Source organism: Flavobacterium sp. DSR3-2 (genome assembly GCF_049896525.1).
Classification (GTDB): domain Bacteria; phylum Bacteroidota; class Bacteroidia; order Flavobacteriales; family Flavobacteriaceae; genus Flavobacterium.
This window is the reverse complement of record NZ_JAFCUM010000012.1, coordinates 1-25,927: the sequence shown is the minus strand read 5'-3', so window position 1 is coordinate 25,927 and position 25,927 is coordinate 1. Positions and strand designations below refer to the sequence as shown.

The 25,927-nt window shown below is 32.1% G+C and carries 22 protein-coding genes and 1 pseudogene; 14 read left to right on the top strand and 9 right to left on the bottom strand.

Annotated features, from left to right (window positions below):
- Positions 1–2 precede the first annotated feature (2 nt).
- From ACP7AV_RS13405 to ACP7AV_RS13360, 10 genes are all read left to right on the top strand, one after another.
- The gene (locus ACP7AV_RS13405) at positions 3–350 is read left to right on the top strand and encodes a helix-turn-helix domain-containing protein (protein WP_426092375.1); all 348 of its coding nucleotides are present in this window, start codon (positions 3–5) and stop codon (positions 348–350) included.
- Positions 350–1,642 (top strand): type II toxin-antitoxin system HipA family toxin, encoded by a 1,293-nt coding sequence (locus ACP7AV_RS13400; RefSeq protein WP_426092374.1) that lies wholly within the window; start codon positions 350–352, stop codon positions 1,640–1,642. Before ACP7AV_RS13405 ends, ACP7AV_RS13400 begins: the two co-directional genes overlap by 1 nt.
- A 10-nt stretch (positions 1,643–1,652) precedes the next feature.
- Positions 1,653–4,205: a BREX-1 system phosphatase PglZ type A gene (gene pglZ / locus ACP7AV_RS13395; protein WP_426092373.1), complete on the top strand. Its 2,553-nt coding sequence runs from the start codon at positions 1,653–1,655 to the stop codon at positions 4,203–4,205.
- A gap of 10 nt (positions 4,206–4,215) precedes the next feature.
- Complete coding sequence (gene brxL / locus ACP7AV_RS13390) at positions 4,216–6,231, top strand: BREX system Lon protease-like protein BrxL (protein ID WP_426092372.1); 2,016 nt, start codon at positions 4,216–4,218, stop codon at positions 6,229–6,231.
- A 19-nt stretch (positions 6,232–6,250) separates the two neighbouring features.
- Complete coding sequence (locus tag ACP7AV_RS13385) at positions 6,251–11,086, top strand: hypothetical protein (RefSeq protein ID WP_426092371.1); 4,836 nt, start codon at positions 6,251–6,253, stop codon at positions 11,084–11,086.
- Between the two features lie 471 nt (positions 11,087–11,557).
- The gene (locus ACP7AV_RS13380) at positions 11,558–12,652 is read left to right on the top strand and encodes a type I restriction enzyme HsdR N-terminal domain-containing protein (RefSeq protein WP_426092369.1); all 1,095 of its coding nucleotides are present in this window, start codon (positions 11,558–11,560) and stop codon (positions 12,650–12,652) included.
- A gap of 325 nt (positions 12,653–12,977) precedes the next feature.
- A complete protein-coding gene (locus ACP7AV_RS13375; RefSeq protein WP_426092367.1) occupies positions 12,978–13,676 on the top strand; it encodes a hypothetical protein in 699 nt (232 codons plus the stop codon).
- Positions 13,677–13,951: 275 nt separating this feature from the next.
- A complete protein-coding gene (locus ACP7AV_RS13370) occupies positions 13,952–14,203 on the top strand; it encodes a helix-turn-helix domain-containing protein (RefSeq protein ID WP_426092366.1) in 252 nt (83 codons plus the stop codon).
- A 61-nt stretch (positions 14,204–14,264) separates the two neighbouring features.
- The gene (locus ACP7AV_RS13365; RefSeq protein WP_426092365.1) at positions 14,265–14,549 is read left to right on the top strand and encodes a helix-turn-helix domain-containing protein; all 285 of its coding nucleotides are present in this window, start codon (positions 14,265–14,267) and stop codon (positions 14,547–14,549) included.
- 236 nt (positions 14,550–14,785) lie between these two features.
- Complete coding sequence (locus tag ACP7AV_RS13360) at positions 14,786–15,946, top strand: hypothetical protein (RefSeq protein WP_426092364.1); 1,161 nt, start codon at positions 14,786–14,788, stop codon at positions 15,944–15,946.
- A gap of 97 nt (positions 15,947–16,043) precedes the next feature.
- Here ACP7AV_RS13360 and ACP7AV_RS13355 read toward each other — a convergent pair whose 3' ends face one another.
- The 5 genes from ACP7AV_RS13355 to ACP7AV_RS13335 are packed head-to-tail and all read right to left on the bottom strand — an operon-like array spanning position 16,044 to position 18,721.
- Positions 16,044–16,817 (bottom strand): hypothetical protein, encoded by a 774-nt coding sequence (locus ACP7AV_RS13355; RefSeq protein ID WP_426092363.1) that lies wholly within the window; start codon positions 16,815–16,817, stop codon positions 16,044–16,046.
- A complete protein-coding gene (locus ACP7AV_RS13350) occupies positions 16,799–17,287 on the bottom strand; it encodes a hypothetical protein (RefSeq protein WP_426092362.1) in 489 nt (162 codons plus the stop codon). Before ACP7AV_RS13350 ends, ACP7AV_RS13355 begins: the two co-directional genes overlap by 19 nt.
- 6 nt (positions 17,288–17,293) lie before the next feature.
- On the bottom strand, positions 17,294–17,932 hold the full coding sequence (locus ACP7AV_RS13345) for a GTPase domain-containing protein (RefSeq protein ID WP_426092361.1): 639 nt from the start codon (positions 17,930–17,932) through the stop codon (positions 17,294–17,296).
- 4 nt (positions 17,933–17,936) lie between these two features.
- Positions 17,937–18,329, bottom strand: coding sequence for a tetratricopeptide repeat protein (locus ACP7AV_RS13340; protein WP_426092360.1), 393 nt, complete (start codon positions 18,327–18,329; stop codon positions 17,937–17,939).
- Between the two features lie 26 nt (positions 18,330–18,355).
- A complete protein-coding gene (locus tag ACP7AV_RS13335) occupies positions 18,356–18,721 on the bottom strand; it encodes a hypothetical protein (RefSeq protein ID WP_426092359.1) in 366 nt (121 codons plus the stop codon).
- A 1,147-nt stretch (positions 18,722–19,868) separates the two neighbouring features.
- Between ACP7AV_RS13335 and ACP7AV_RS13330 the strand changes: the two genes are divergently transcribed.
- From ACP7AV_RS13330 to ACP7AV_RS13315, 4 genes and pseudogenes are all read left to right on the top strand, one after another.
- Positions 19,869–20,285 carry a DUF6943 family protein gene (locus ACP7AV_RS13330; protein WP_426092358.1) on the top strand — a complete coding sequence of 139 codons (417 nt, stop codon included), beginning with the start codon at positions 19,869–19,871 and terminating at the stop codon, positions 20,283–20,285.
- 163 nt (positions 20,286–20,448) lie between these two features.
- Entirely contained in the window at positions 20,449–21,258 is an 810-nt protein-coding gene (locus ACP7AV_RS13325) for a hypothetical protein (protein WP_426092357.1), read from the top strand.
- 14 nt (positions 21,259–21,272) lie between these two features.
- Entirely contained in the window at positions 21,273–21,836 is a 564-nt protein-coding gene (locus ACP7AV_RS13320; protein WP_426092356.1) for a hypothetical protein, read from the top strand.
- An 82-nt stretch (positions 21,837–21,918) separates the two neighbouring features.
- Positions 21,919–23,270: pseudogene (locus tag ACP7AV_RS13315) on the top strand (IS3 family transposase).
- Between the two features lie 90 nt (positions 23,271–23,360).
- Here the strand turns inward: ACP7AV_RS13315 and ACP7AV_RS13310 are convergent.
- The 4 genes from ACP7AV_RS13310 to ACP7AV_RS13295 form a co-directional block, all read right to left on the bottom strand.
- The gene (locus ACP7AV_RS13310) at positions 23,361–23,537 is read right to left on the bottom strand and encodes a hypothetical protein (RefSeq protein WP_426092355.1); all 177 of its coding nucleotides are present in this window, start codon (positions 23,535–23,537) and stop codon (positions 23,361–23,363) included.
- Positions 23,524–23,736 (bottom strand): hypothetical protein, encoded by a 213-nt coding sequence (locus tag ACP7AV_RS13305; protein ID WP_426092354.1) that lies wholly within the window; start codon positions 23,734–23,736, stop codon positions 23,524–23,526. Before ACP7AV_RS13305 ends, ACP7AV_RS13310 begins: the two co-directional genes overlap by 14 nt.
- Positions 23,737–23,817: 81 nt before the next feature.
- Positions 23,818–24,243, bottom strand: a complete 426-nt coding sequence (locus ACP7AV_RS13300; RefSeq protein WP_426092353.1) for a DUF5675 family protein — start codon at positions 24,241–24,243, stop codon at positions 23,818–23,820.
- Position 24,244: 1 nt separating this feature from the next.
- The gene (locus tag ACP7AV_RS13295; RefSeq protein ID WP_426092352.1) at positions 24,245–25,000 is read right to left on the bottom strand and encodes a hypothetical protein; all 756 of its coding nucleotides are present in this window, start codon (positions 24,998–25,000) and stop codon (positions 24,245–24,247) included.
- Between the last annotated feature and the right edge of the window lie 927 nt (positions 25,001–25,927).

Here is a 25,927-nt window from a genome sequence, read left to right as displayed (position 1 = left end):
TTATGAATGATACACCATACATAAACTGGATAGCAATGAGCGATACAGCTCTGGCGCAAAACATCGGTGCCTTTGTTAAACACCATCGCTTATCGCAGAACAAAACGCAAGAAGAAGTTGCAGGAGCAGCAAATATAAGTCGTTCTACACTCAGCTTACTGGAAAAGGGGGAAACAATAACAGTCCCAACCTTGATTCAAGTATTAAGAGTATTAGATCTTCTTTATATTATGGATGTATTCAAGATACAAGAACAAATAAGTCCTATAGAGTTGGCTAAACTAGATCAGCAAAAAAGACAAAGAGCGAGAAGCAGTGACAATGATTCTAATAAAAAATCAGATTGGTAATGATAACAACGGCATTTGTTAAAATATGGAACGAAACGGTGGGAGCTGTTGCTTGGAATACAGAAACAGGAGTAGCTAGTTTTGAATATGAGGCGAAATTCTTGGCGAAAAATTGGGATTTAGCCCCCTTAAAAATGCCTGCCAATAATGCCCGTGGACGTATTTTTACTTTCACGGAATTAAAAGAAGTAAAAACCTTTAAAGGACTTCCTGGACTGCTGGCAGATGTATTGCCAGATGATTATGGAAATCAATTAATCAACAGTTGGCTGGCCCAAAATGGTCGACCGGAAAACAGTATGAACCCTGTTGAAATGCTTTGCTTTATAGGAACCCGTGGAATGGGTGCGCTGGAATTTGAACCTTCCCAATTTAATGTAAATAAAAGAGCATTTGATATAGAAGTGGATAGCTTGGTAGCCATCTCTCAAAAAATGCTGTACAAAAGAGAAGGTTTTTCAGCCAATCTAAACCAAAACGAGCAAGAAGCTATGATGGACATCCTTAAAATTGGAACCTCAGCTGGTGGTGCACGTCCAAAAGCCATTATTGCCTATAACGAAAAAACGGGACAGGTAAAATCCGGACAAACAAATGCCCCAAAAGGATTCGAGCATTGGTTAATTAAACTTGATACGGTAAGTGATGTGCAGTTTGGTGCAAGTACTGGCTATGGCAGAATTGAAATGGCCTATTATCTTATGGCAAAAGCAGCTGGAATTGATATGATGGAGTGCCGTTTATACGAAGAAAATGGTAGAGCGCATTTCATGACGAAACGTTTTGACAGAGAAGATGGCGATCAAAAACACCACATACAAACGTTATGTGCGATGCAACACTATGACTTTAACCAAATAACGAGTTTTAGTTACGAACAGTTGTTTCAGACCATGCGTTTATTAAAACTGCCATATCCACAAGCGGAACAGTTATACAGAAGAATGGTGTTTAATGTAATAGCAAGAAATTGTGATGATCACACGAAAAACTTTGCATTTCGACTAAAGAAAGAGGGTGATTGGGAACTTTCTCCTGCGTATGATATTTGTTTTGCCTATCGCCCAGATAGTGATTGGGTAAGTCAGCATAACTTAAGTATCAATGGTAAGAGAACCTATATTACAAGAGAAGATTTACTGACAGTAGCAAAATCTATGAATATAAAAAAGGCGAATACCATCATCCAGCAAATTGATCAGGCTGTGAAAAAATGGTACGAATTCGCTGAAGCCGCAAATGTGGAGAATAAAATGAAAGAGAGTATTGGTAGATCACACCTAATTTTATAAGTAAAAAACAATGTTTGCAGACAAAGTAATTCAAACACTTACAGAAAGTGATAAAAATATACTCTTCTATTTTGATACAGATGGATCAAAAAAAGAAGAATTAACCGCTATTGAAGAAGCCGGTATAAAAGTAATAGAAGTAACTCAAAACTATTTTGAGTTAAAATACAAACTGGAAATGGAATGGAATGCCGTAAAAGTACTTCTGTACCATCCTTTTGCAAAACCAGAAGGAAAAAAGGCAAAAAAATATCCATTACTTGATTTACTTGCAGCCAATATAGAACTCAAACTAGATGAGGTTTCTGAATTCATGGCAGCATACAAACTACAGGAATACCATACCAATTTGGTTTCTGACTATTTCAAGCTTTTAAAAATAAAAAGCACTCAAAAAAAATTAGCTCGAATCCTAGATCCTGAAAATTTCAATGAAGATAATTTAAAAAGAGGTATCCTATCAATTGTCCTCGATTTCAACTCGGTAGAAGATCGATTCAATTGTATGAACAAATGGTTAAATCTTTCTTTGGATGAAACCAAATTCAATAAAACAAACGCAACACTAAAGGAATTAGAACTTGATACCCTATTGATAACTTGGTTTAATAATCTACTGGACTCAAAAGAAGACAATTTATCAATTGAGTCGGCCACAAACTGGATTACAAAATTAAAATACAACATAATTGTCGCCAACGTCACTAAAGCAAAGGCAACCGACACCTATACCTCTTTAAAAATAAAACGAGCGGCTGACAGTTACAAACTGCTGAAATTCTTTGAAGAATGGCAAAAAAATCAAGCAACCAATAAAAACATTGACCACATATTCTCAACCTTGGGAAATAAGGTAAATGCATTAGCAATAATAAATTGGTATGGTTCTACCACAGAATACGGATATTATTCTGAAGAGATGCTGGATGCAATTCTAAAAATGCTCTACAGTGAAGTAGGTACGAATGCCTTAAAAACAAAAGAAGAATGTATTCGCTGGAGAAAAGAAGAAGCCATTTCAGAATACATAAAAAATCAAATTAATTTTCTCTATCATGCTGCAGCAATGTATGCCATTTTGGAAAGTTACAAATCATTTCGATTCAACACGGCAGAAGCTTATATCAATGAATATACAACTGAACTCCACAAGGTAGATTACAACTATAGAAAGGCCGTAATCGCATTTGATAATGTGAGAGACCATCTTGAAGAATTTGAACACACTGCACTTCCAGTATTCGAAGCATTAAATAATAAGTACGATCGGTTTTTAATTGAATTCAATAGTGAGTGGCAAAAGTTGTTGGCAGAAAATAATTTTAATTTCCACAACATAGACTGTAAAAAACAATTCAATTTTTTCGAAGACAATTTAAAAGACGTAGATTACAAAATGGCGGTAATAATTTCAGATGCGTTCCGTTACGAATTGGGATTTGAACTTTACAATGATTTATTAGCCGACAGCAAAAACAATTTAACCATACAGCCTTGTCTTGCTTCCATTCCTTCATATACGAATTTAGGGATGACGAATTTATTGCCCCATAAAGGCATTACCGTAGAAAAAGGAGAACAAGACCTAGTCTATAAAATTAATGGCAAACCTACCATCAGTCAATATCGTCAAGCCATATTACAAGAGGTGGTAACAGAAAGTGTTACCATTGACTATGCTGAAATTATAAAGTTTGATCGGGAGAAAGGAAGAAAGTTTTTTATCAAAAATAAATTAGTCTATATCTACCACGATTGGATAGATGCTATTGGGGATAAAAAACGTACCGAACATGAAACTTTAGAAGAGACTTCAAAAGCAGTGGATCAGATAAAACGTCTTATTCAAAAAGTTTATGGCTGGAATATTTCACATGTTTTAGTTACCTCTGACCATGGTTTTTTATACAATCATAATCAATTAAAAGAGAACGATAGAGAAGTACTACCCAAAGGTAAAGGGTATATTAAAGACAATTCACGTTTTGTAATTAGTGATGATTTTATTGGTAAACAAGATGGTTACGTATTGGACATGAAAAACACGACCAATATAGACACTGATCTAAAAATAGCCATACCAAGAGCAATAAACAGATTTCGTAAACAAGGAAACATAGGGGTCCAATTTGTTCATGGTGGCGCAAGCATACAGGAGCTAATTACACCTGTAATAAAATACTATAAACAGAAAAAGGAAACGACAGAGATAGTAACGTTCAAAAGAATTGATAATGTCAATAAAATTGCGACAGGATCCATTAAAGTGACGCTACTCCAAAATGAACCCGTGTCAAATGAATTGAAGAGTCTGGATTGCAATATTGGTTTGTACAATGACAAAGGAGAATTACTTTCAAATGAGGTTAATTTAAGCTGCAATGCAACTTCAAACAATCCGAAAGAAAGGGTATTTGAAGTCATTTTGACATTAAATTCAGCAGGTTCTAAAGCAACTTTTTGTTATTTGAGAGCATTTGACACCAAAGATAAAAACAAACTCAATCCGATAGTTCTAAACGACTTGATCACAATAAGTACTCTAATGGAAATGGATTTCTAAAAAATAAGTTATGCTATTAAAAGAAAAAATAATAAAACATTTTGAAGGAAAAGTGGTTCGTAAAGACCTAACTGCTTTGATAAAAGGAAACAATCCGGTACCAGTATATGTGTTAGAGTACTTATTAGGTCAGTATTGTACGATCGATGATGAGGAGGTGATCCAATCGGGCATCGAAAAAGTTAGAAATATAATACGGGACAATTACGTTCACCGCTCCGATGCTGAAATAGTCAAAGCAAAAATTAGAAATGCAGGAAGCTATAAAATCATTGATAAAGTAAACGTGACTTTAAATGATGGCGAAGCTAATCTGAATGAAGCTGACTTTGCTAATTTAGGAATAAGGAAAGTGCCTGTTTCAGATAAAATGGTAATTGACAATCCTAAATTACTAAGTGGTGGTGGCGTATGGTGTATAGTAACATTAGCCTATTCTCATGAGGACGATATAAAAATGAGATGGATAATTGCCGATTTAAAACCCATTCAAGTTTCGAATGTGAATTTAAACGAATATGTAGAACTTCGTAAAGAATTCTCTGCGGAAGAATGGCTTGATTTATTAATGCATAGCATTGGCTTAAATCCAGAATCGTTTAACAAACGAGATAAATTTATTCAATTATCTCGTTTGATTCCACACGTAGAAAACAACTATAACTTTATAGAACTAGGCCCTAAAGGAACGGGTAAATCACATATATTTTCGGAACTATCGCCACACGGTGTTTTGGTTTCTGGTGGAGACGTATCAAAAGCACGTTTATTTGTGAATAATTCAGCTAAAGGAGCTATTGGTTTAGTTGGCTATTGGGATGTTATCGCATTAGATGAATTTGAGCAAGAAAGAGGCAGTAAACGAACCGATGGTGATTTGGTTAAGATTATGCAAAACTATATGGCAAACCAAAGTTTCAATAGAGGAAAAGAAACTTATCAAGCTACAGCATCGCTTGCTTTTGTGGGGAACACAAAACACAATGTGCCTTACATGTTGAAAAACTCCCATTTATTTGAGTCAATTCCTGATGGATATATAAAAGGAGCCTTCTTAGACCGAATGCACATGTACATTCCAGGTTGGGAAGTGCGTATTTTAAAATCATCCGTATTTTCTAAAGAATATGGCTTTATAGTCGATTATTTGGCCGAGTTATTACGAGAATTACGAAAGTTTGATTTCTCTTCCGTACTCGATGATAAAATCACCTTAGATGGCTCATTAACAACCAGAGATAAAACCGCCATTAGAAAATCAGTTTCTGGAATGGTCAAATTAATCTATCCCGATCAAGTGGTAACTGATGAGGAGCTTTTTGAAATACTGGACTTTTGTATTGAAGGAAGAAAAAGGGTAAAAGACCAACTGTATATCATTGATGAAACATTCAAATCAGAACCTGTTGAATTTAAATATACTATTAGAGCAACGGGAAAAGAAGTATATCCAGAGACTTTAGAGAATTTAAATTATAGAGCTGCTGTACAAGTCAAAGAAGACTTTGATACAGAGCAAACGGATAATGGTACTGCTGCCAAACCAGTATTAGATTTAAAGCCGCATCAAACTATCTTAAAAGACAATCAAACGGGGGTTTCTTATAAAAAATTATTTGCAGATTACTTAAAGGGGGCACAAAACATTACGATCCAGGACCCTTACATAAGAATGCCTTATCAGTTTAAAAACCTATTAGAGTTTTGCATGATGCTCGGGAACAATAAAGCATTAGAGGATGAAATTAATTTGGAAATTGTGACACGGAATGACGAAGCTTATTTAAATGATTCAATAGCCTACTTTGAAGAACTTCAAGAAAGCGTAGCTGAAATAGGAATAAATCTTACTTATAAAATGGAAAACCACCACGATCGTTTTATTGCAGCTGATAATGGATGGAAAATAACTTTAGGCAGAGGATTAGATATATTCGAAAAAATTGAAGGTCGCTTCAATGTAGCTGATATGGATCAGACAAAAAGAAAATGTAAATCGTGTGAGATAACGTATTTGAGGTTTTAAAATAAAAATAAAATTTATTATGAGTACTATTTTCAATCCAATTTCAACAAGTGGTATAGGTTTTAAGTTGGAACATTACATTCAAGCTTCCTATTTATCTTCAATGATTTTAGGGACGCCCGTACCATTTACTGATGGTTTATACATTGAAGAACTTTTATTTCAAGCTAAGCATATAGGTGAAACGGATGATTTAATAGTTAATTTAATTAAAGGAAGTAAAAAGTACAGGCATTATCTTCAAGCAAAAAAGGGTTTTGAAATAAATAAAAACGAAACTTTTGATAAAGTTATTAAAGCAGCATATGATGATTTTGAAAAAAAAGCATTCAACAAAAAGCATGACAAATTCATAGTTTTTACAGATGTTCTATCTAAGACAGATGCCGATGATGCTTTAACAATGTTAGAATGGGGTAGGTTTAGCAATTCTTCAGATGATTTTTTAAAAAAGCTCAGTTTAAATAAAACTAAAAAAAATAAATATACCTATTTTAAAAATTCCCTTAATACAGTAGCTGGAAAAAATTTGGATGATAATCAAATATGGTGTTTCTTAAAATGTTTTTATTTAAGAAGCAATGATTATTTATCTCCGGGAAGCGATGACATAGAAGTACTAAAGTGGTATATAAAACCATACTTAAAAAGTAGTATTACTCCAGAACAGGCCCTTCATAAACTCATCGACTTTATAGTAATAAGTAATCAACATGGGGCAACCTTAAATATTGAGGCTGTACCAGATGAAATAAAAGAATACTTTGAATTAACCTTGACAGATAGAATAAGTCAAGAATTAAATGAACTTTTCAAAAAAAGCTCAAGTTTAATCGATGCTATTGACAATACTATAGGTGATTTCCACCTGATAAGGGATAATTATATTGATCAAATCAATGAAGAGATAAATCAAAGCGATTTTATTATTTTAACAGGTGATGGAGGTGTCGGCAAATCAGCAATCATTAAAGAATATTTAAACTTGGCGTTTAAAAATGGAATAGGCTTTATAAGCATCAAGGCAGATATTCTTGATAAATCATCTCTAGCACAAACATTATCAGAAATAGGAGTACATATCGATATGGAAACCATCATTTCTCAATGTGCTTTTCTTCCACGATTAATTATTTATATCGATAGTTTTGAAAAATTATATGAAAGTAATCATTCAGAGGCATTCATTGAATTACAAAAAAAAATAAAAGGAAGATCAAATATTACCTTATTGGCTACTTGCAGGGAATATGCTTATGAAACATTAAGGAAAAAGTTTAAAATAACTACACAAGAAATCATCAATATTCCAGTACATCCTTTGACAAAAATGGAATTAGACGAAATAGTAAAAGCGAAGCCCCAGCTTAAAAAACTAATTCAAAATCCAAGACTTCATAAAATGTTGTCTTTACCATATTATCTTGACCAAGCTCTGCGTTTGTCAGCTGTACTTACAGAAACAGAAAACATTACGGAAAGCGAATTTAAAGTTGCTATATGGGAACAGGGGGTAGAAAAAAAAGGATCTGGAAGGGTTGGTTACAGTAAAAAAAGAGGATTGGTATTTTCGAAAATTATTTTAAAAAGAGCTATTGAAAAACAATCATACATAACCTGTGACGAAAGTGATTTAGAAATCGCTGAACAATTATATAATGAAGGTTTTTTACTAAAACATTCTAAAAACGAAAGTTATGCACCAAAACATGATATTCTTGAAGATATAGTGGTTGGAAAATTTTTAGATAAGAAATTTGATGAAAAAGAAAATACAAAATCTTTTATAGAGTCTATTGACACTAATCCAGTAATGAGACGTGGTCTAAGAACCTGGGTTCAAGAACTAATTTTGAACCAACCAGATGAAGCAAAAATTTTCTTAAAGGAAACTTTTGAACTATATGCCGGTAGTGCATCAATAATTGATGAATTATTAATCGGTATTCTTGGCTCTGAAGATTGTTATACTTTATTATCCATTAATCAGGAATTAATTTTAGCTGATAATTTAAAACTTTTTTATAGGCTTTTGCACCTATTAAAAGTAGCTTATTCAGTCCAACATTCAGGAGATCCTAAAAGAAATATTAAATGCTTTGGACCAGGATGGGATGCTTCAGTTAGATTTTTAAATGATAATTACTCTATAAACCCTGATGGATTTGATATAATTGTAACCGATTTATTCATGCACTGGACATATCAATATGAAATAGACGAAGAATGTTCTGATTCCTCTAAGGACATTGCCAACTTTTGCTTATTACAATTACAATTTCTAACTCCCTCTCAACTCAATGTAAAAGAGTTGCTTCAAATTTTATTTTTCGTTTTACCATCCGCAGAAAATGAGGTTGTAGATTTTTTGCGACAAGCCATTATTGCTACTAAAACAAAAAAAAATCCTGAAGGCATCCCTGTTAACTTTTACAGCATACTGAATAAAATGTTACTTAAAGAACCTTATAAGTGCAATAAAGTATATAAATACTTTCCAAACGAAATAATCGAACTTGCAAAGAATGGTTGGTACAGTGAGAAGCTACCAACTGAATACTCCTCACATTATCAGGAATCAAGTTTCGGTTTAGTATCATATCCATACGATTATTTTAGTCCAAGTGCCTTACAAACACCTATGAGTTATTTGCTTAAATATAATTTTAAAACTGCACTCGATTTTATCATTGAGATGACAAACAGGGGGATGAAATTTTATGTAAAATCCTCTTATGCACGAAATTTGTCGGAAATAAAAATAATACTTAATGATGGTACTCAAATAACACAACTTGGTAATGAAAGTCTATTTTCGGCATATAGAGGAACTAGTCCAGTTCCTTATTTGATTCAGTCCGTTTTAATGGCTTTAGAAACCAATCTACATAGTAAAGCTTCACAAGGAGAGGATTTATCGGATACTTTCTTACATATAATGAAATCTTCTAATTCTGTATTACTTACCGGTGTTTTTGTATCTGTAGCTATTGCAAATCCATTTTGTTTAGGTAAAGAAATAAACGCTATTCTGAAAATTAAAGTTTTTTTTAATTGGGATATTAATAGATACTCATCTGAATTTGTAGGAATAAACAGTACCGCTATTGGAAACGATCGTTATTATACCTCTGAACGACACCGATCAAATGAGTTAAAACATAGGAAAGAACATCTTGAAACACTAGTTTTTAAACTTCAACTTTACAGGTTAAAAGAAATAAGTTCAATCATTGATACACACTTACAGAATGTTAATCCTAAAGATTTACGGTGGAAACTTGCATTAACAAGAATGGATATTCGAAATACTGAACCAGAAATTATGGTAGATGAAGAAGCTCAAAAAATAGCTTTTGTACCGAAAGCAATTCCAGTTGAAATGCAAAAAATGTTAGATGAAAGTAATAAGGACCAACATCACGATACTAACGCAATGTCAATTTTCATATATAGTGAAAAACTATTTAAAGAAGAATTAGGAGGATCACCATCAATTAATGAATGGAAAGAAAACCTAAAAAAACTACAATCTATTGACCTAGAAAAAGGAGGAAGTTTTATCTCTCCTGAAATTATTTTTGCAACTGCAAGTCTTAAAATTTTTTCAAAAGAATTATTACCATTAGAAAAGGAATTCTGTTTAAAAATTATTTTAAATAAATTAGAAACAGCAATTAATAATTTAAAAAAAGGTGGAAATAGAGCTTTTGATCAGTTAAGTTCTAAAAGCATGTATTACATCTTACCAAAACTACTTTCTAATGAATTTAATGGGTTAGTTGAAATTGATATTATTAAAAGTAATATAATTGATTTATTACTATTGGGTAACAGTGAAATAAAAAAAGAGTTAATTGAAGGCATTAGGCAATGTCTTTGGGATTTAAATCCAGAATTTGCCGAGCAATGTTTTCAGATTTGCTTAAATGATTCATACGGAAGGAGTGTAAATGATAGTGTATACTATCTTCATCCATTACCAGAAGATATAGTAAGTGTGACTGAGAAATTAATCGAAGAAGTAAAAAGTAAACCTGATTTAAAATCTAATGAATTATCAATAATAACGGCGAACAGATCAAAAATTATTGAAGCAATAGAACTAATACCTTACGACTTATTATCCAATCAATATTTTCCTTTCCTTGAATCTATAGTAAACCAATTACCTAATTTTAAAGATTTGGACGACTATGAAGAGAGCGTATTTGTTAATAAATTAGAAGAATTACTTGGTCATTTCTTAATGTCAGAAGCAAATGAAAAGACAACTAGTATGGTTTATAGATTATTGTTTCTTTCCGACACCCATTTAAAATTTGTAATGAATATTTTCAAATGGGTAAATGCCATTGGTCATGATGCAAATTATCCTGATGTTTTATGGAATCATTTTTCAAGTATATGGCAATTCATGTTACATAAAAACGCTAAAATTGCATTTTTTCAAATAATTTTATTAAGCTCTATTGAAAATTACAATAATAGCAGAAAAATTCCTGCTGAAGGAAAAAATAAAGTTATACATAAAACGATTATCTCAAATCCTGCAATTGCTGATTCAAACATAATTTCAAATGTATTTAAATTGCTTTCTGGTATAGGCAGCAGTTATCAACCCGAAAGTTTAAATTGGTTAATGTCAAGTATACCTTTTTATGAAAATTATACTGGTATAATAAACACTGAATCATCAAACTATTTAGAAAAATATGTAACTCAGTTATATGAGAATCATATAGATCATATAAAAGTCAATAAAACTCTACTAAACTATTATATTATGCTTTTAAATGTCTTAATATCATCTGGATCAAGAGAAGCTTTTAGAATTAGAGATATTATTTTATAAATAACTAACATTCTTGTTTATAACTGTTCCCGCTCCCGCCCGAATCCTTTCGGGTGGTTTATTTTCCAATATTAGACAAAATCAAATTTCTTAATCCGAATAATGCCTCAAAACTAAAACTAGCTTTTTTTAAGCAAATCAACAACAAAGAATATTCATTTTCTATTTGTGCTCTGCGAATGCGGGGTAGTATCTTTTTTTTCGGATGATCCGCCGATAAGCGCCAAAGATGTCCTAATACTAAAATAACAGGCACTGGATGGGGTTGCTCCTGACAATACAAATCAAAATAATTCAGTGAAATAAGAAATGAATGGAGTTATTTATTAATTCAATGTAAGAAATAAAAAACAAAACTTTTGCTATATTATATTACATTTGAAATACGTTTATAAAACCAATACTTACTAAATTTATAGGATAGTTATTTTTAAATCCTACAAATTGTATACAAACTGAAAACAGCGAATTATGAATAACGAAAAATGGAGTGAAATTTGTTTTTTATTATCAGATAGTGTAAAACCTGATATTAGCGAAAATGCATTTGAAAAAAATATTATTCAAGCTTTAAGAGTTTTAAATTGGAAACAATTTTTAAATGATTTTGACATACGTCCATCATTTCAAGTGGGAGCTTCCAACAGAATTACCCCAGACTTTGTAATAAAATCAGTCGACCAAAACAAATTATTTGTTATTGAGATCAAGCAGCCAAACATCCCTCTTAATTCAAACTTCCAGCAACAATTATTTTCCTATATGAGATATTTGAAATTAGAGTATGGTATTCTAATTGGGCAAAGCATCCAAATATTCTATGATGGAGATTTGGTCAAACAAGAGGACCCTATTTTGCTTGAAACAATCAAATTTGAGCACAACAATGAAAGAGGTATTGCTTTTGTTGAATTATTTGATAAAGAAAATTTTGATAAGGAAGCATTGAAAGACTTTACTTTAAAATCATTGTCAAAAATCAATCTAAAACAAGATTTTAAAGAACTTACCAATAAAATAGTTTCTGATGATTTCATCGAAAGACTAAATGAATTAATAAAGCAAGATTTTATTAGTGAATACGATGGTGAATTGATTGATTCAGTTCTTGCAGAATTGAGAATAGCAATATTTGAAAAAAACCTAATTAATATTAATTCTAATTCACTAAATAAGCAACATTCCAACCTAGAATTACTGAATTCTTCAAGAACACTTGAAAACATATATGACAAAGATTATACAAAATATTTTTTCAAAGGACAAACTCTCGGTAAAAATCGACTAGTACTAGCAGTAATTAAAAACTACATTGACAAAAATCCAAATACAACTTTTAGTCAATTAAAATCTAGGTTCCCTGACAGTTTGCAAGGTCAAGAAACATTTACAACAGAAAATGCTGCCAAACTAAAAAAATCCAGAAGGAATTTTATTAAGTCAAACGAATTAATTCCTTTAGCTGACGAAACTATTGCAGTAAGTACTCAATGGGGGGTTTTCAATATCAAAATATTTATCGAACATTGCAGACAAATGAACATTGACATAAAAATAGCTCAATAATGTAAAATGGTACTTTTGCTAAAATCACAAATTTTGATATACTGTAGCTTTAGTAAAATTGTCATTTCCCCGATGATTCTTATGCTGATTTCCTAATAAAATTTGGAGAAAAATTTGGTATTGAACTTTAGCTAAATAATTATTCCTTAAAGTTACTAATTGAAGTACTGAGTAATTCCTTACTCGTTCTAATTAACAATATCGCTCACAAAAAAATCGGCACTTATCAGTATTATTAGACAAAGAAAATCTACAGCAGATGTTTTTAACGAGATAATTAAATAGTAATATATTCGAAATTTTTAGATAGATAATTTTATAGATTATGACAATAAATTTAGATGCAAATGTTTCGTTGCAATCAATCTTAATCAAGATTGGTTTTCTTCCAAATGGAGATGGACTTCAATTTGATTTTGGAAATTGTAAACTGAAAGCTATTCAGGGAATCAACCAATATTTTCAAGATGGATTTAATTTTGTAGGTTACTACATAACAGGTAGAAGCGCAGGAGAACTTGACTTTTTTTTACCCCTTCAAGTGGAATCATATGAGCAAGGACTTTCAGTCATAGCGTATTATTTGCGAAACGCAGATTTTAAAAACAAACCCGATTGGTTAAATGAAGGGCTTGCTTTGAGAGAACATTTACCTTGGTTAAAAGAAACTAAGGCATATAATGAAAATCCGAATGCAATTATTGAACACGAATGGTTTCGTGTCTTAGTAAACAAATTAAAGTTGATAATTTCCACTTCAACTAATGAAGATGTAACAACATTTTCTTTTGACGGAATAGTTTTGACAGTGGTTTGCAATAATGAAATTTTTGTTGTCAGTGGTTTAGGTAAGAATTGGCAAAGTATAGCGAAAGTGAAAACAAAATCATTGGAATTCCTCCCAAAGAGAATTCCGGATAGAGATATTCCAGTTTACATTTGGAAAGACAATCTGCATATCGGAAATAGAGTTTTTAAACTTGAGCTGGAAAATAAAAAAGCACTGCCCATTGTTAAACCTTAAAAACAACAAAGACGAATGAAAGAAGCCCGCACTGCTTAAGCCGTCTTGTAAAAGCGAGGGTTCAGTGGTTCTAGGACAGTGTAGTGTTTTATGCAAGCTTTGTGCCCCCGATATCTCCCCCCGCTACCGCACGAATCCTTTCGTGTGGTTTATTTCCAATAATGACTTAAGCTTCTAGCTCGAATCCATTGACAACTTTACTTCTCCTATTTCGGTTAATTTAACAGCCCTGAAACAATAATATTTGACTTTCTATTCCTATTTTTATATTAAAAATGGAAAATCCTTTTGAACTAATTTTAGAAAGACTAGAGCGAATTGAAATTGCAATTGAAAAACTCAATACTCCAGCAAAGAATGACGATGATATCTTATTATCTAGATTAGAAACTTCAAAACTTTTAAAAATAAATTTAACTTCACTCTGGAAACATACAAAAAGTGGAAAGCTAAAAAGTTATGGTATTGGCAATAGAGTTTATTATAAAAAAGATGAGGTATTGAAAAGTTTAACTCGTATAAATTAAAATTTGAAAAAAGTAATTCATAACTTCAATTGTCTTTTTATTAATTTTAAAATCATACATAATGGACAAACAAATTTTACTACACTGTATTGCACCAGAGGAACTAAAGCAATTAATCAAAGAAGTTATAAAAGAAGAATTCGTTGATTTTAAAAAGGATTTGGCAAGCAAAGAATCTGATGTGTTGTTAACCAGATCAGAAACCTGTGAACTATTAAAAATTGACAGTAGCACACTTTGGAGTTGGACTAAGAAAGGAAAAATCACTTGCTATGGTATTGGTGCTAGAAGGTATTATAAAAAAGATGAAATTCTAAAGAGTTTGGTCATTTTAAAACAACTATAATCTTGACTACTTTTAAATTAAAAAATACTCAAATCACCAATCGCACCTGTGCATCTTAGTCTTATGATTTAGAATTCTTTTATTATTATACGTTTCCATAAAATGAACATCTCTATCCCCAAAAACCTTATATTAAATGAATTAAATTTCGAATTTGCCGGTATTGCAAGAGATTGATAAAACATCTTTCAGTAGCGCCTAAATAGTTCACAGTAAAATTTAATTAAAAACACGTTATGGAAACACCCGAAGAAAATAAAAAAATTTCTAGACAGGAATTATACAATTTGGTCTGGTCAAAGCCAATGACAGCATTGGCTAAAGAATACAATATTTCTGATAATGGCCTTCGAAAAATATGTAAAAAACTGAACATTCCATTACCTCAATTAGGGCATTGGCAAAAATTGCAATTCGGTAAAAAAGTAATAATAATCCCTCTGCCGAAAGACTTTAAAGGAGAAGATTGTATAATCCTTAATGAAAGAAAAGAAGAAGACGGTAAGGAGAACGAAGGAGTATCACAATTCCATAAACTACTCAAAGATATTACTAATGATACTACGCTATCATTTAAAGTTCCTGACAAGCTTTCAAACCCTGACAAATTAATTAGTGACGCCAAGGAAAATCTTGCCTCTATAGCCAAAGAAAAATACGCAATCTATAGAGGTATAACAACAACTTCAAATGGTATATTAAGCATAAGTGTAGCTCCAAAAAATTGTAATAGAGCTTTGCGAATTATGGACAAAATAATAAAACTTTTAAAGCAACAAGGCCATAACGTAATAGTCAGGTCCAACACTACAATTGTAGTAATTAAGGGTGAAGAAATTAAAATCAGATTAAGAGAAAAATTAAAAAGAATTATCATAAAAGACGAAAAATATAGTTGGAATAATACAGATTACGTTCCAACAGGTATTTTATCATTTAAAATTGATGTGTATCCTGAAAAAGAATTCAATGATAACACCAATCTAATTTTAGAAGAGCAATTACCAAAAATTTTAACCAAATTAGAATTGGTTTCTCAAAAAATAAAAAGAGATAAAGAGGAAAGAGAAATAAGACATCAGGAATATAGAAAACAGAGAGAAATAGAAGAAGCTATTAAAAAAAGACATGAAAATGAAATTGAAAATTTTAAAAAATTATTGGAGGATTCTGAAAGATGGAAAAAAGCGGTAGATCTGAGAAACTACATCAAAGAAATTGAAAGCGAAGCAATCAAAGACAAGTCCCTCTCCGTGGAAGTCGCACATTGGATAAAATGGGCCAATGCCAAGGCGGATTGGTATGACCCAATAACTATGAAAAAAGACGAATTATTAAATGAAAATGATATTAATGATATTCTAAACCCTAAACAGCCAAACTCTTATTACAGATAGACCCGGAATAACATTTCAGCTGTAGACATCACAGGCAATAAAAAGATTTAAACAAAATAAAAAATTTCCTTACAAAAATAATATTTTTGTTAATGCCCTAAAAATTAACTACTGTAGTTAGTATGATTTTTTTTATAGATTTTGTTTTTGTTTTAAAACTAGCGTCTAATCCAAAAACACCACCCATAACGTTGATTTTAGCAGACAATTCAATTAATGCATTTAACTCGGTAGTGAGTTTCAGCTTCACAGTTCTTGAACCTATTTTTTTTTGATGTTTAGGGTTTCGAAATTCTACTAAATCTACCAAATCAAATTCGTTTTCTAGATTATTATTCTTGATAATTTCCTTAGCCTCATCATATGCTCTAACCCTATCAAAAGATTCAAAATCTTCGTTATCTTCAAAGTTATCTTTAAGTTCATACTCTGCCGCTATTTTTTTTTCAGTTTCTTCTTTAGCTTTAGCACTTATTTCCACAACAGGAACATAGGAAACATCTATGCTCCCTTCCTTTGAAATTGTTTTCTCTTCTATGAATTCCGCGATAGCAGTAAAGTCTTTAGCTCCTAATAAAAAAACGATGTTTTTATATAGACTAATCTTCTTTGCAAACAAATACTCTTCGGCCTTTTCTATTTCAACAAATTTATTTTGTTCAAAAGGACTTTTCAAGAACACTTGTTCCGTGTTTGGTATGAGTCCGATAAATTCGTTCCCTTGAAAAAATTTATTGTGTTCCCATCCATAATCCGCAGAAATAACATCAATCGCTTGTATTTTTTCCCTATTATCTTCCCATTTGTAACTTTTAGATTTTTCATCAGATGTTACCAAAACTACATTGCTGTTTAACAATTTTTTATCCATAAGATATACAAGGTTATTATTATAAAAATTATTCCAATTATTGTTTTAACTTTTTTTTTTATTCTATTTCTATTAATATGTAACTTAATGTTCTCTAAATCAGAAACGAAAAGAGTTCTACTTATTTTGGAGCTAAACGCTCTTAAAACTTTTATAATCTCTTCTGTGTCTTTGCTTTCTATATAAAACATAAATGGAATCAATCTACCTACATCGTCTTTATTTTCAAAGACAGAAGAAATAAAATATCCTACAGTTTTTGGAACAACTCCTTTTTGAACATTGCGTTTAATTACTAGATTATTTTCAATAAAAACGTCAATACAAAGTTTTTGGTAATCCAATAATTCATCAAATAATTCAAAGCTTCCGCCTCTTAAATCACCTATTTTTATTATTTTGCCCTCCGTATCAATAATCGTATTTGGAACAGTAGGATTTTCGTTTTGTGACCACAATATTTTTTTCATAAAAGATTATACAAAAGCTTTTTGATTAAAAAACTTTGTTAAAATTGATTTGCTAGTTAAATCCATTAATACTAAGTTTTCGCTAAATAAACTACTGTATGTTTTATCCTTAACTTTTGCTCTGATAAGGGTTCTTACATTAGACTCATCTATGGTGAATTTATCAAAATAACTTCCAATCAAATAAATTTTCTTGTTATTAATATTTTTCTTTTGAATAAATTGAATTCTTGCATCTACGTCCAACTGCTCTTTCAATTCATTTAGATATTTATATGAATTAAAAACAAAAAAGTAAACATCATAATTCTCATCTAAAAGCATTGGTTCATAATTTTTCCTTATGAATTCTTCACCACCTCCAATATCAACTCCTTTTTTTATTAAACGTGTCTTTCCATTCTCTAACTTATATTCAAATTCATTTAAGGGCCTTATAGTTGTACCAGCACCATAGTTTTCATTTCTTAGATGATTAAAAATAGTTGTCTTTCCAGATTCTTGCATTCCGAAAATTGCAAGCCCTGTTCTCTCTTTGTCAGGAAAAATCTCCTCATAAAGCCATGCAATACCCAACCCAACTAAAATAATCGGCGATAATAAGCCTAATAAAAAACCCTCTCCTATATTCTTTAGTAAACTCATTTTTTTAATTTTTTGTTTGTTTTCTCCATTTATAATATGCTCTAGCGATAAATAGACGATACTCTAGATAATTCTTATTTAGTTCTATTGCTCTTCTGAAATTATATACAGCTAAATTGTAATTCTCTGATTCATAATTTATCATTCCGTCTTCGAAATATTTTAATTCAACCTCGCGACTATCCAACTCCTTTATTTTTTTTAAATCAGACATTGCACCTACGTTGTCATTTAATATTAATCTCACAGCGTATCTAAAATTATAAGCTCTATAAGAATTTGGATTAGCTTCTATTACCATTTTTAGAAATTTTTCTGCTTTTCTATCGTTCCTTTTTCTAAAATGTTTTATTGCAATTCGTGTGAAAATATCTTCCCTATTATTTGTTCTTAGCATCTGTTTTTTTTGCTAAATTTATTTAATTATTTTCTGATCTCTCTAACTGTTTTCTCAATCCCCTCATCCGCTTTTTTTAAATTGGCTAAAGTCAATTTCAAATCAATACCATTAACAACAATGTTTGCTGGATTACTCAACCAATCTTCCATTCGTCGTTTGCCTTTCGATTGGTTGATACATCTTAGTGTAACAGCAACATTTTCGGGGCAGTTAACAACCAAAGCAATCTGTTCGTCCGTTAATACTGCTTTGTATTGGGTATGTACTGCTTCAGAAGACCTAAGGTGTTCGTAATCGTAAGGATCTCCGCCTCGAAGAGTTTTACCTGTGTAAACATCAATATAAAGTGCAATTCCATCGCCACCTCTTATCAGAGCTGCTTGTTGCATAGACACCTTAGTTTTTGTAAAAATCTTATCAATTTCTGTGCGTCTATAGGGTCGGTTAGAATCTATCATTGGGAATGAAGGTTATTTTTTTCAAACATATCACAATAAAAACATAGAGCTTTACGGCTTTCCTCATTCTGATAAAAATAAGTATAATAAAAATCAATCTTTACAGATAGGCACTTCACCTACAACGAGATAGAACACTTTTAAAAATATAAAATTTAGTAAGTGCGAAAAATAATAACTAATTGTAAAAATTAGAATTAAGAATGAACAGTATTTACAACAACATTTTCGTTACAAACATCACGGGCAATCAAGCGGTCTCTCTTCGGTCGTTCCCTTTGTTCCGTTCGGCAGCTCTAGTCGGTCAACCTTACCTATTTATAAGAACATTTCAGGAAAATCAGCAGTTTATTATTTCAATTCATTAGTTAGGTTTCCCTCCGTTCCGCAGGCACTTCACAGCACTACAAAAAACAGCAGCTTGAAAATAAGCCGCTGTTTTTTTGCACTGTTTAGTTCCTCATCTTCACACGTTCACTTCCTGCGTTCGGCAGGGCTATTACATCCACAATACCGCTTCATTCCTTTACACTCCACAGGCTCCGTTACACTGCATTCCAGCAGTATCATGTCTGTCGCCCTTTATTTTTTCAGCGGTTGCTCCTTCGCACAGCCATCGGGGTTGGCGCCGTTCCGTGAAAAACGTCACTTTGCCCTAAATCAAGGAACGCCTCCGGCTGTCTTATATTTATTCCCCGCCGTTTCACGCATGCAGTACTACACTCTACTTCGTCCCGCAAAAGGCGGGACTACACTACGTTCCCGTCCTGCAGCGGCTGTTCGATTGCCGCAACCCCGCCACTGCGCTCCTCATTCATTCCGCTATAATTCCGCTAGCGCTTCATTTTAGCTCCATTCCTTGCGGTGCTTGGGGGTGTTAAATCCTACTTGACAACTATTGTGCATTTTCTTGAAAAGAAAGAGAAAAAAATCCAGCAAATTTAGCATCCATTCCTCACTTCCAGTCGGTCGTTCCTCCCTCCGTTCCCGTTCGTCATTTCTGCTTTTATAGTGGCTTTCTTTTTTTCTCTTTTTTCTTTTCAAAAAAATAAAGTTGAATTTTTTAAACCAATCTACCATGCCGAATTTCATTATTAAAACACACCAAAAAAATGCAGGTTACATAGCAAACCAAATCTTTATTCTTAACAAAGGGTTGAATAGTGGTAAGCCACAAAAAGAACCCTTTATAAATAGTTTTGTGATTCTATTTCAAGAGGAGCAAGATGCTGAAACAGTTTACTGGTTGGCTTATAGTTTGTGGAAAGCAAGATTCTGGCATCAATCATTAGTTGGGTCTGTAATTCCTTTTTTACGAATCAAAGATTTTAAAAAAGATTTTAACTCAAAAGTAAATGAAATGCTGCAGGAACACGAGCTACACAAAAAACAAATTCTGATGTTGAGGTTGTTGGAACAAAAAGAGGACCAACTACACAAGAATATTGTGCTTATTAATCAAATGAGACGAGTAATTTTGTTGAGGTATTTATAAAAATAAAAAAATAAATGAGTTTTATGAGTACATTTGAAATCAATAATCTCGTTTATTGCCCAATATTATTTGAGTAAATTGGAATGATTTTATATCACAAAAATTCAAGGTGAAATTTGTTATCTTGAACACATAAAAGGATTATTTAAGACTGAAAAACTAAATGACAAATAAAGAACTTTATAATTTTGCATATTACTTCCTTTTAGATAAAGAAGGAGTTACAGAAAATCTACTTCAAAAACATTTCCAACCTGAATATAATAAACCTGAAAATATTAATGCTATATTTCAGAGGCTTTGCGAAACTGCGCAAAACAAACAAATGAGTACCAAAGTTATTGGTGGGTCAATAGGAGGTGTCGAAAAATTAGAAAATATCCTTTTTGGGTTCAACCCTAAACATGTCACTGATAATTTCAGAAAAAATGACTCTGAAAAGTTATTAAATAGTATAATTTCAGAACTAAAACCAAAAGGACAAATAAGAAGAACCCCAAGAAGTATTTGGCCTCAATTTTGTCAGTCAGTTATTGATTCTGCATATTTTCTAAACGAATTTAAAAACGCTGAGGCATTTTATAATTGGGCTAATTTTTTTGCTAATGATGAAAAAGCAAAACCAGCATTACCTATGTTGATTAGTATTGAAATTTCAGGAATTGGTTTTCCTTTGGCCTGTGATTTCTTGAAAGAAATCGGTTTCTTAAATTATGGAAAACCCGATATACATCTAAAAGAGATATTTAAACAACTGGATTTGATCGATCCTAATGAAAAATCAATATTAAAACAGGATTATCAGACCCTAAAGGTCATAGATAAAATAGCTATAGATAATAATGTTAGCGCTTTTGTAGTTGATAAAATATTTTGGCTAATTGGCAGTGGAAATTTCTATTTAACAAATATTAATATTGGTAGAAATAGAAACTTATTTATTAAAGAAATTAAAAAACAATTTAAACTATAATACAGATAAATATTATGACTGTTAATCGAGATAAAAAAGTTGACATAAAGCAAACAAACACTCTTCTAATTCAAAAAAAGAAACCTTTGTTTAATGGCGAAAGTTGGCTTGGACACACTAAAGATTGTGGTATTATTGACCACGAATTATTAAAAGGAGCTACTAGAGATGAATTAATAAAAAGAAGTGGTAGAGAGCCAAGCGGAGTTGACGGACACATAAGTCATTTAAAAGCAGAACACGGTCTCACAATTTCAAAAAACAATAATATTTATAAATTGGATTATTTTCATTTGGAGTCAAATAAGACACTCTCTGAAATTGAGTTAAAAAACTTAATGAATATTGACATCGAAAAAGTCTCTAAATACAGTATTGTCCAATTAGAAAATAAAGATGAGATTTTAAAATGGTATTCTATAGGAATTGAAAGTCAAAATAAAGATGGAGAAGATATTACTCCATTGAATGAAAATAAAGATTTTGCCCAGCAAATATTGAATAAAAAGGTAAATGATTATGTGGATTTTGGAACAGGTTTTAAAATCATTAAAATAAAAAAATATTTAAGTAATTAAAAAAGTAACATAATTTATGCATAAAAAAAAGCCTGATCTTGGACATGCCCCAAAAAGTTAGACACTATTTGGGGCATTTTTTATGGAAAAAAAAGTAAAATATGATTATGCATTTAAATTAGAATGTGTAGAATTGGTTTTAAAGAAACATTATTCAGAAGGATATGTTTCAAAATTGAAGCAGATTCCAAGATGGAATATCCGTAAGTGGGTCAGTTTTTATAAGACTTATGGTGAAATTAGTTTATTACCAAGAATAAATCAAAGTTATTCAGCCGAATTTAAGTTAAAAGTACTCAAAATCGTAGAAAGGGAATCTCTTTCATTGATGGAAACAGGAATAAGATTTAATATTCCCAATATTGCTATTGTTTCAAAATGGAAAAAAGATTTTGCTAACTTTGGTATTGAAGGATTACAACCAAAACCTAAAGGCAGAGCGATATCTATGAGTGATTATAAGCGTAAGAAACATAAATCAGACAAACCTTTAACAAGAGAGGAAGAACTCTTAAAAGAGAACGAAAGACTTCGTTGTGAGAATGAATTGCTAAAAAAGTTACAAGCCTTAATTCAAGCCAGGAGAAATCCCAAGCCATAATGGAGTTAAGGCATAAATTTGATTTAGAATTACTTTTAGATCTAACAGAAATGGCACGTAGTAGTTTTTATTATCATCAAAAGCAGAATAAATTACCTGATAAATACAAAGAAATTAAAGAGTTAATTAAAGCCATTTATCAAAGACATAAAGGCCGTTATGGTTACAGAAGAATAACCGATGAACTCCAAAATAGAGCAATGATTATCAATCATAAAACAGTACTTAGATTAATGAAATTACTGGGCTTAAAGAGCATTATTAGAGTGAAAAAATATAAGTCTTACAGAGGTGAAAATGGTAAAATCGCTCCAAATATATTGGAAAGAAATTTTAAAGCAACAGCTCCAAATCAAAAATGGGCTACCGATATAACTGAATTTAATGTATCCGGAAATAAATTGTATTTATCACCTATAATTGACTTGTTTAATCAAGAAATAATAAGTTACGAACTAACAGAACGCCCAGTGTTTAATCAAGTAGTAATGATGCTAAAAAAAGCATTTAAGAAAATACCAAATAACACAAATTTAATGCTTCATTCTGACCAAGGCTGGCAATACCAAATGAGTCATTATCAAAATTTATTAAAAGAAAAAGGTATTATACAAAGTATGTCAAGAAAAGGAAATTGTTTAGACAATGCTATTATCGAAAACTTCTTTGGAATATTAAAATCTGAAATGTTTTATACTCAAAAATTCAAATCTATAAAACAATTAAAACAAGAAATCAATAAGTACATTATTTATTATAACAACGAAAGAATTAAATCAAATTTAAACAAAATGAGCCCGATAAAATATCGAGCTCGTTATTATCAAAATTAATTATAAATTTGTCTAAACTTTTGGGTGCAGTCTATCTCACGACCAGGCTTTCAAATAAATTCGGAAAAAGGTTACCATGCCAAACCCGAATTATTTCTTTTTAAATTTTGTCAATCCTTTTAAAAGGAGCGAAATAATGAAACTAATAATAGCTCCAACTACCGCTAAGATAATCGTTTTTAGAATATCTTCAGAAACAATATTTGGCATCACACTTAATAAAGTTCCGGATGCGGTTCCAATTTGCAAGGTGTTATTTGATTCCATCTCTTGGTAAATTTTGATTGTCTTTTTTCAACCGGTTCACAAGAACCTGCTCTCGCTTGGCCTCATCATCAACAGTGATCTGGCTAATTACCGAAATGACTCCTCCCGCTAGGGCTGCGTAACCAGCGATACTGATAACGGCTACAGGTAACGCTACCGGAGCTGCAATGATACTTCCACTAATGGTTAATAAAGCCAATCCAATACTTCTCAAAACCCCGAAGAACTTCGGGGTAGGTGCTTTTGCACGTTCAACTATATTCATAATTTCTTTACTTTTTTACCTTATCATCCTCAGTGGAGTCGAAGGGTTAGTTTGGATTCTTATTTTCACTTCTTCATTATAGGCCAAAGCTGCATAAACTATAACTTTCATCTTTTCTAACGCTTTTCGGGAAGAGCTCCCCTTCCCTATTCCGGTGTGCAGTGCTACAGGGGCAATACAGCCCAATAATTCCATTTTGGCGTCATTGGCGGGATGGATTAATATCAAATCTCTTCCCGGAACATTTTTCAAATGCAAGTGCCATTGGAACTTGGGGCTAAATCGCTTCTGTAAGATATATTCTCCTTCGGGAATACAAGAAATACGCTTTTGGTTTCCCAACCAGGGCAATTCGATGGTATAACAAACTATTGTGCCGTTCCATTCCAAAACCCCTTGCGTTCCCTCGCGAAAATACGTCCGTTTTAACACCAGGACCATCCTACAATCCGCTTACCTGCGCCAATGCCAATGGATTGTAGGCTCCGTTTTTCAAAGGATACATTCTTCCATTTACCTCTTGATAAAATTCAATTCCCAAAGCCAAAAACAATGGTTTTGTGCTGCCTGGAGTAACTGAATTGATATGATTGATATCGACGGTTTGATTCGAATCCCACGGAAGAATATCCGTTTCCGAAGTCGCAACTACAAAGGTTTCGGCTTCAAAATCAATTTCTGCACCTGCAGATATGATTTTAAAATGCGTGGTTCCGCTTGCGGCCGCAATCATGTTCGCAGGAACAAACGGCACCATATCAACCATTATGTCTCCCGAAGCGCGGTCAATGGTCCCCACAAAAGGAGCAAATAAAGAAGTGCCCAGTTTACCTCTGATATTGAATTCGAAACCGGCAAGCAATTCTGCCTCTCCATCAATCACATTACGCAATCCGCGTTCACTTACCATATCCGCCTGAATGACTTTAATCATAGATTGAGTCAATCGGCTTACCATTCTGCCATCAGCAGAATTAATGAGCAAAGTTCGCATTGCAGTTCGTAACGTTTTACCCGCCTTCCCAGCTCTTCCAAATTCGGCTCCATTCTCGCGGGTTCTTTGGAACGCAGGATCACTTGCTATTCTGCTCGCATCGATGCCGCCTTTTTCGCGCGCTAAATGCCCGTCTTTGGTTTTGTAAAAAGTAATATCTCCGATAGTACCTTTCAATTTAATAATGCCTTTTTGTCTAGCCATAATTCCTAAAATTTAAATTAATTTTTCCTTTAAAATTCCTTCAATCATCATCCTGTTGCAACACTTTTCGATTGATTACAAAGCAAATTTTAAGCTATTAAATCAGATAAAAAAGACGCTGCTGTTCCATATGTCACTTTATGACATAAATGGCAGAAACAGACACAAATACCCTTTTATACGATTCATAAATGGAAGTAAATACAGCTTCTGAAGGAAAGGAAAAATTTATTATTTTTATAGGGTGCTAGAATTGAATCATAGTGGTTCCAAGTATAGCAAAGCCGACCCAAAGCTATAGATAGAGTATGAAAACCCAAAACAAGAGATTGTGCATCTACCCGAAAGACATACAACGCATAACCGGGAAGAGTTATCGTCAAAGCATTAGACTACTTCAAAAAATAAGAAAAGAGCTTAATAAGCTCCAAAATGAGTTTGTGTCAATCGAGGAATTTTGTCAATACACTAGCCTAAAAATTGAACAGGTTGAACCACTGATAATAGGTTAAAATTATGGTGAAGATGTTGAAAGTTTAATCTTTACTAGTTCAGTAAATGATAAGTACAAGTTCATATTTTGACAAATAAGAGTCCATTTTTAGAAGTATTTTTTGTATATTTACATTCATCAGCACAGCTGAAAAACTGTAAAAATTTGAAGGGGCACATGTAGGGGTACATGAATAAAAAAACATTTATAGTACTCTATATATCAACCACATAGGAAAGAAAAACAAATCCCTCTTTCTCCGCTGGTTATTTCAAAAAACCTACCAAAACCCTTTAAATCGTATGATTTAGAGGGTTTTTCGTTTTTTATAATGTGTCAAAATACACATATAGAATCAAAGAACAGTGACCCTATTGGTGACCCTATTTTATTTTCAGCCATTTTCGAGAAAATAGGGTCACTAAATCGGAAGA

Coding starts and splice junctions, on each gene's coding strand:
- ACP7AV_RS13405 (WP_426092375.1), top strand. CDS start 3: ATGAATGATACACCATACATAAACTGGATAGCAATGAGCGATACAGCT.
- ACP7AV_RS13400 (WP_426092374.1), top strand. CDS start 350: ATGATAACAACGGCATTTGTTAAAATATGGAACGAAACGGTGGGAGCT.
- pglZ (WP_426092373.1), top strand. CDS start 1,653: ATGTTTGCAGACAAAGTAATTCAAACACTTACAGAAAGTGATAAAAAT.
- brxL (WP_426092372.1), top strand. CDS start 4,216: ATGCTATTAAAAGAAAAAATAATAAAACATTTTGAAGGAAAAGTGGTT.
- ACP7AV_RS13385 (WP_426092371.1), top strand. CDS start 6,251: ATGAGTACTATTTTCAATCCAATTTCAACAAGTGGTATAGGTTTTAAG.
- ACP7AV_RS13380 (WP_426092369.1), top strand. CDS start 11,558: ATGAATAACGAAAAATGGAGTGAAATTTGTTTTTTATTATCAGATAGT.
- ACP7AV_RS13375 (WP_426092367.1), top strand. CDS start 12,978: ATGACAATAAATTTAGATGCAAATGTTTCGTTGCAATCAATCTTAATC.
- ACP7AV_RS13370 (WP_426092366.1), top strand. CDS start 13,952: ATGGAAAATCCTTTTGAACTAATTTTAGAAAGACTAGAGCGAATTGAA.
- ACP7AV_RS13365 (WP_426092365.1), top strand. CDS start 14,265: ATGGACAAACAAATTTTACTACACTGTATTGCACCAGAGGAACTAAAG.
- ACP7AV_RS13360 (WP_426092364.1), top strand. CDS start 14,786: ATGGAAACACCCGAAGAAAATAAAAAAATTTCTAGACAGGAATTATAC.
- ACP7AV_RS13355 (WP_426092363.1), bottom strand. CDS start 16,817: ATGGATAAAAAATTGTTAAACAGCAATGTAGTTTTGGTAACATCTGAT.
- ACP7AV_RS13350 (WP_426092362.1), bottom strand. CDS start 17,287: ATGAAAAAAATATTGTGGTCACAAAACGAAAATCCTACTGTTCCAAAT.
- ACP7AV_RS13345 (WP_426092361.1), bottom strand. CDS start 17,932: ATGAGTTTACTAAAGAATATAGGAGAGGGTTTTTTATTAGGCTTATTA.
- ACP7AV_RS13340 (WP_426092360.1), bottom strand. CDS start 18,329: ATGCTAAGAACAAATAATAGGGAAGATATTTTCACACGAATTGCAATA.
- ACP7AV_RS13335 (WP_426092359.1), bottom strand. CDS start 18,721: ATGCAACAAGCAGCTCTGATAAGAGGTGGCGATGGAATTGCACTTTAT.
- ACP7AV_RS13330 (WP_426092358.1), top strand. CDS start 19,869: ATGCCGAATTTCATTATTAAAACACACCAAAAAAATGCAGGTTACATA.
- ACP7AV_RS13325 (WP_426092357.1), top strand. CDS start 20,449: ATGACAAATAAAGAACTTTATAATTTTGCATATTACTTCCTTTTAGAT.
- ACP7AV_RS13320 (WP_426092356.1), top strand. CDS start 21,273: ATGACTGTTAATCGAGATAAAAAAGTTGACATAAAGCAAACAAACACT.
- ACP7AV_RS13310 (WP_426092355.1), bottom strand. CDS start 23,537: ATGGAATCAAATAACACCTTGCAAATTGGAACCGCATCCGGAACTTTA.
- ACP7AV_RS13300 (WP_426092353.1), bottom strand. CDS start 24,243: ATGGTCCTGGTGTTAAAACGGACGTATTTTCGCGAGGGAACGCAAGGG.
- ACP7AV_RS13295 (WP_426092352.1), bottom strand. CDS start 25,000: ATGGCTAGACAAAAAGGCATTATTAAATTGAAAGGTACTATCGGAGAT.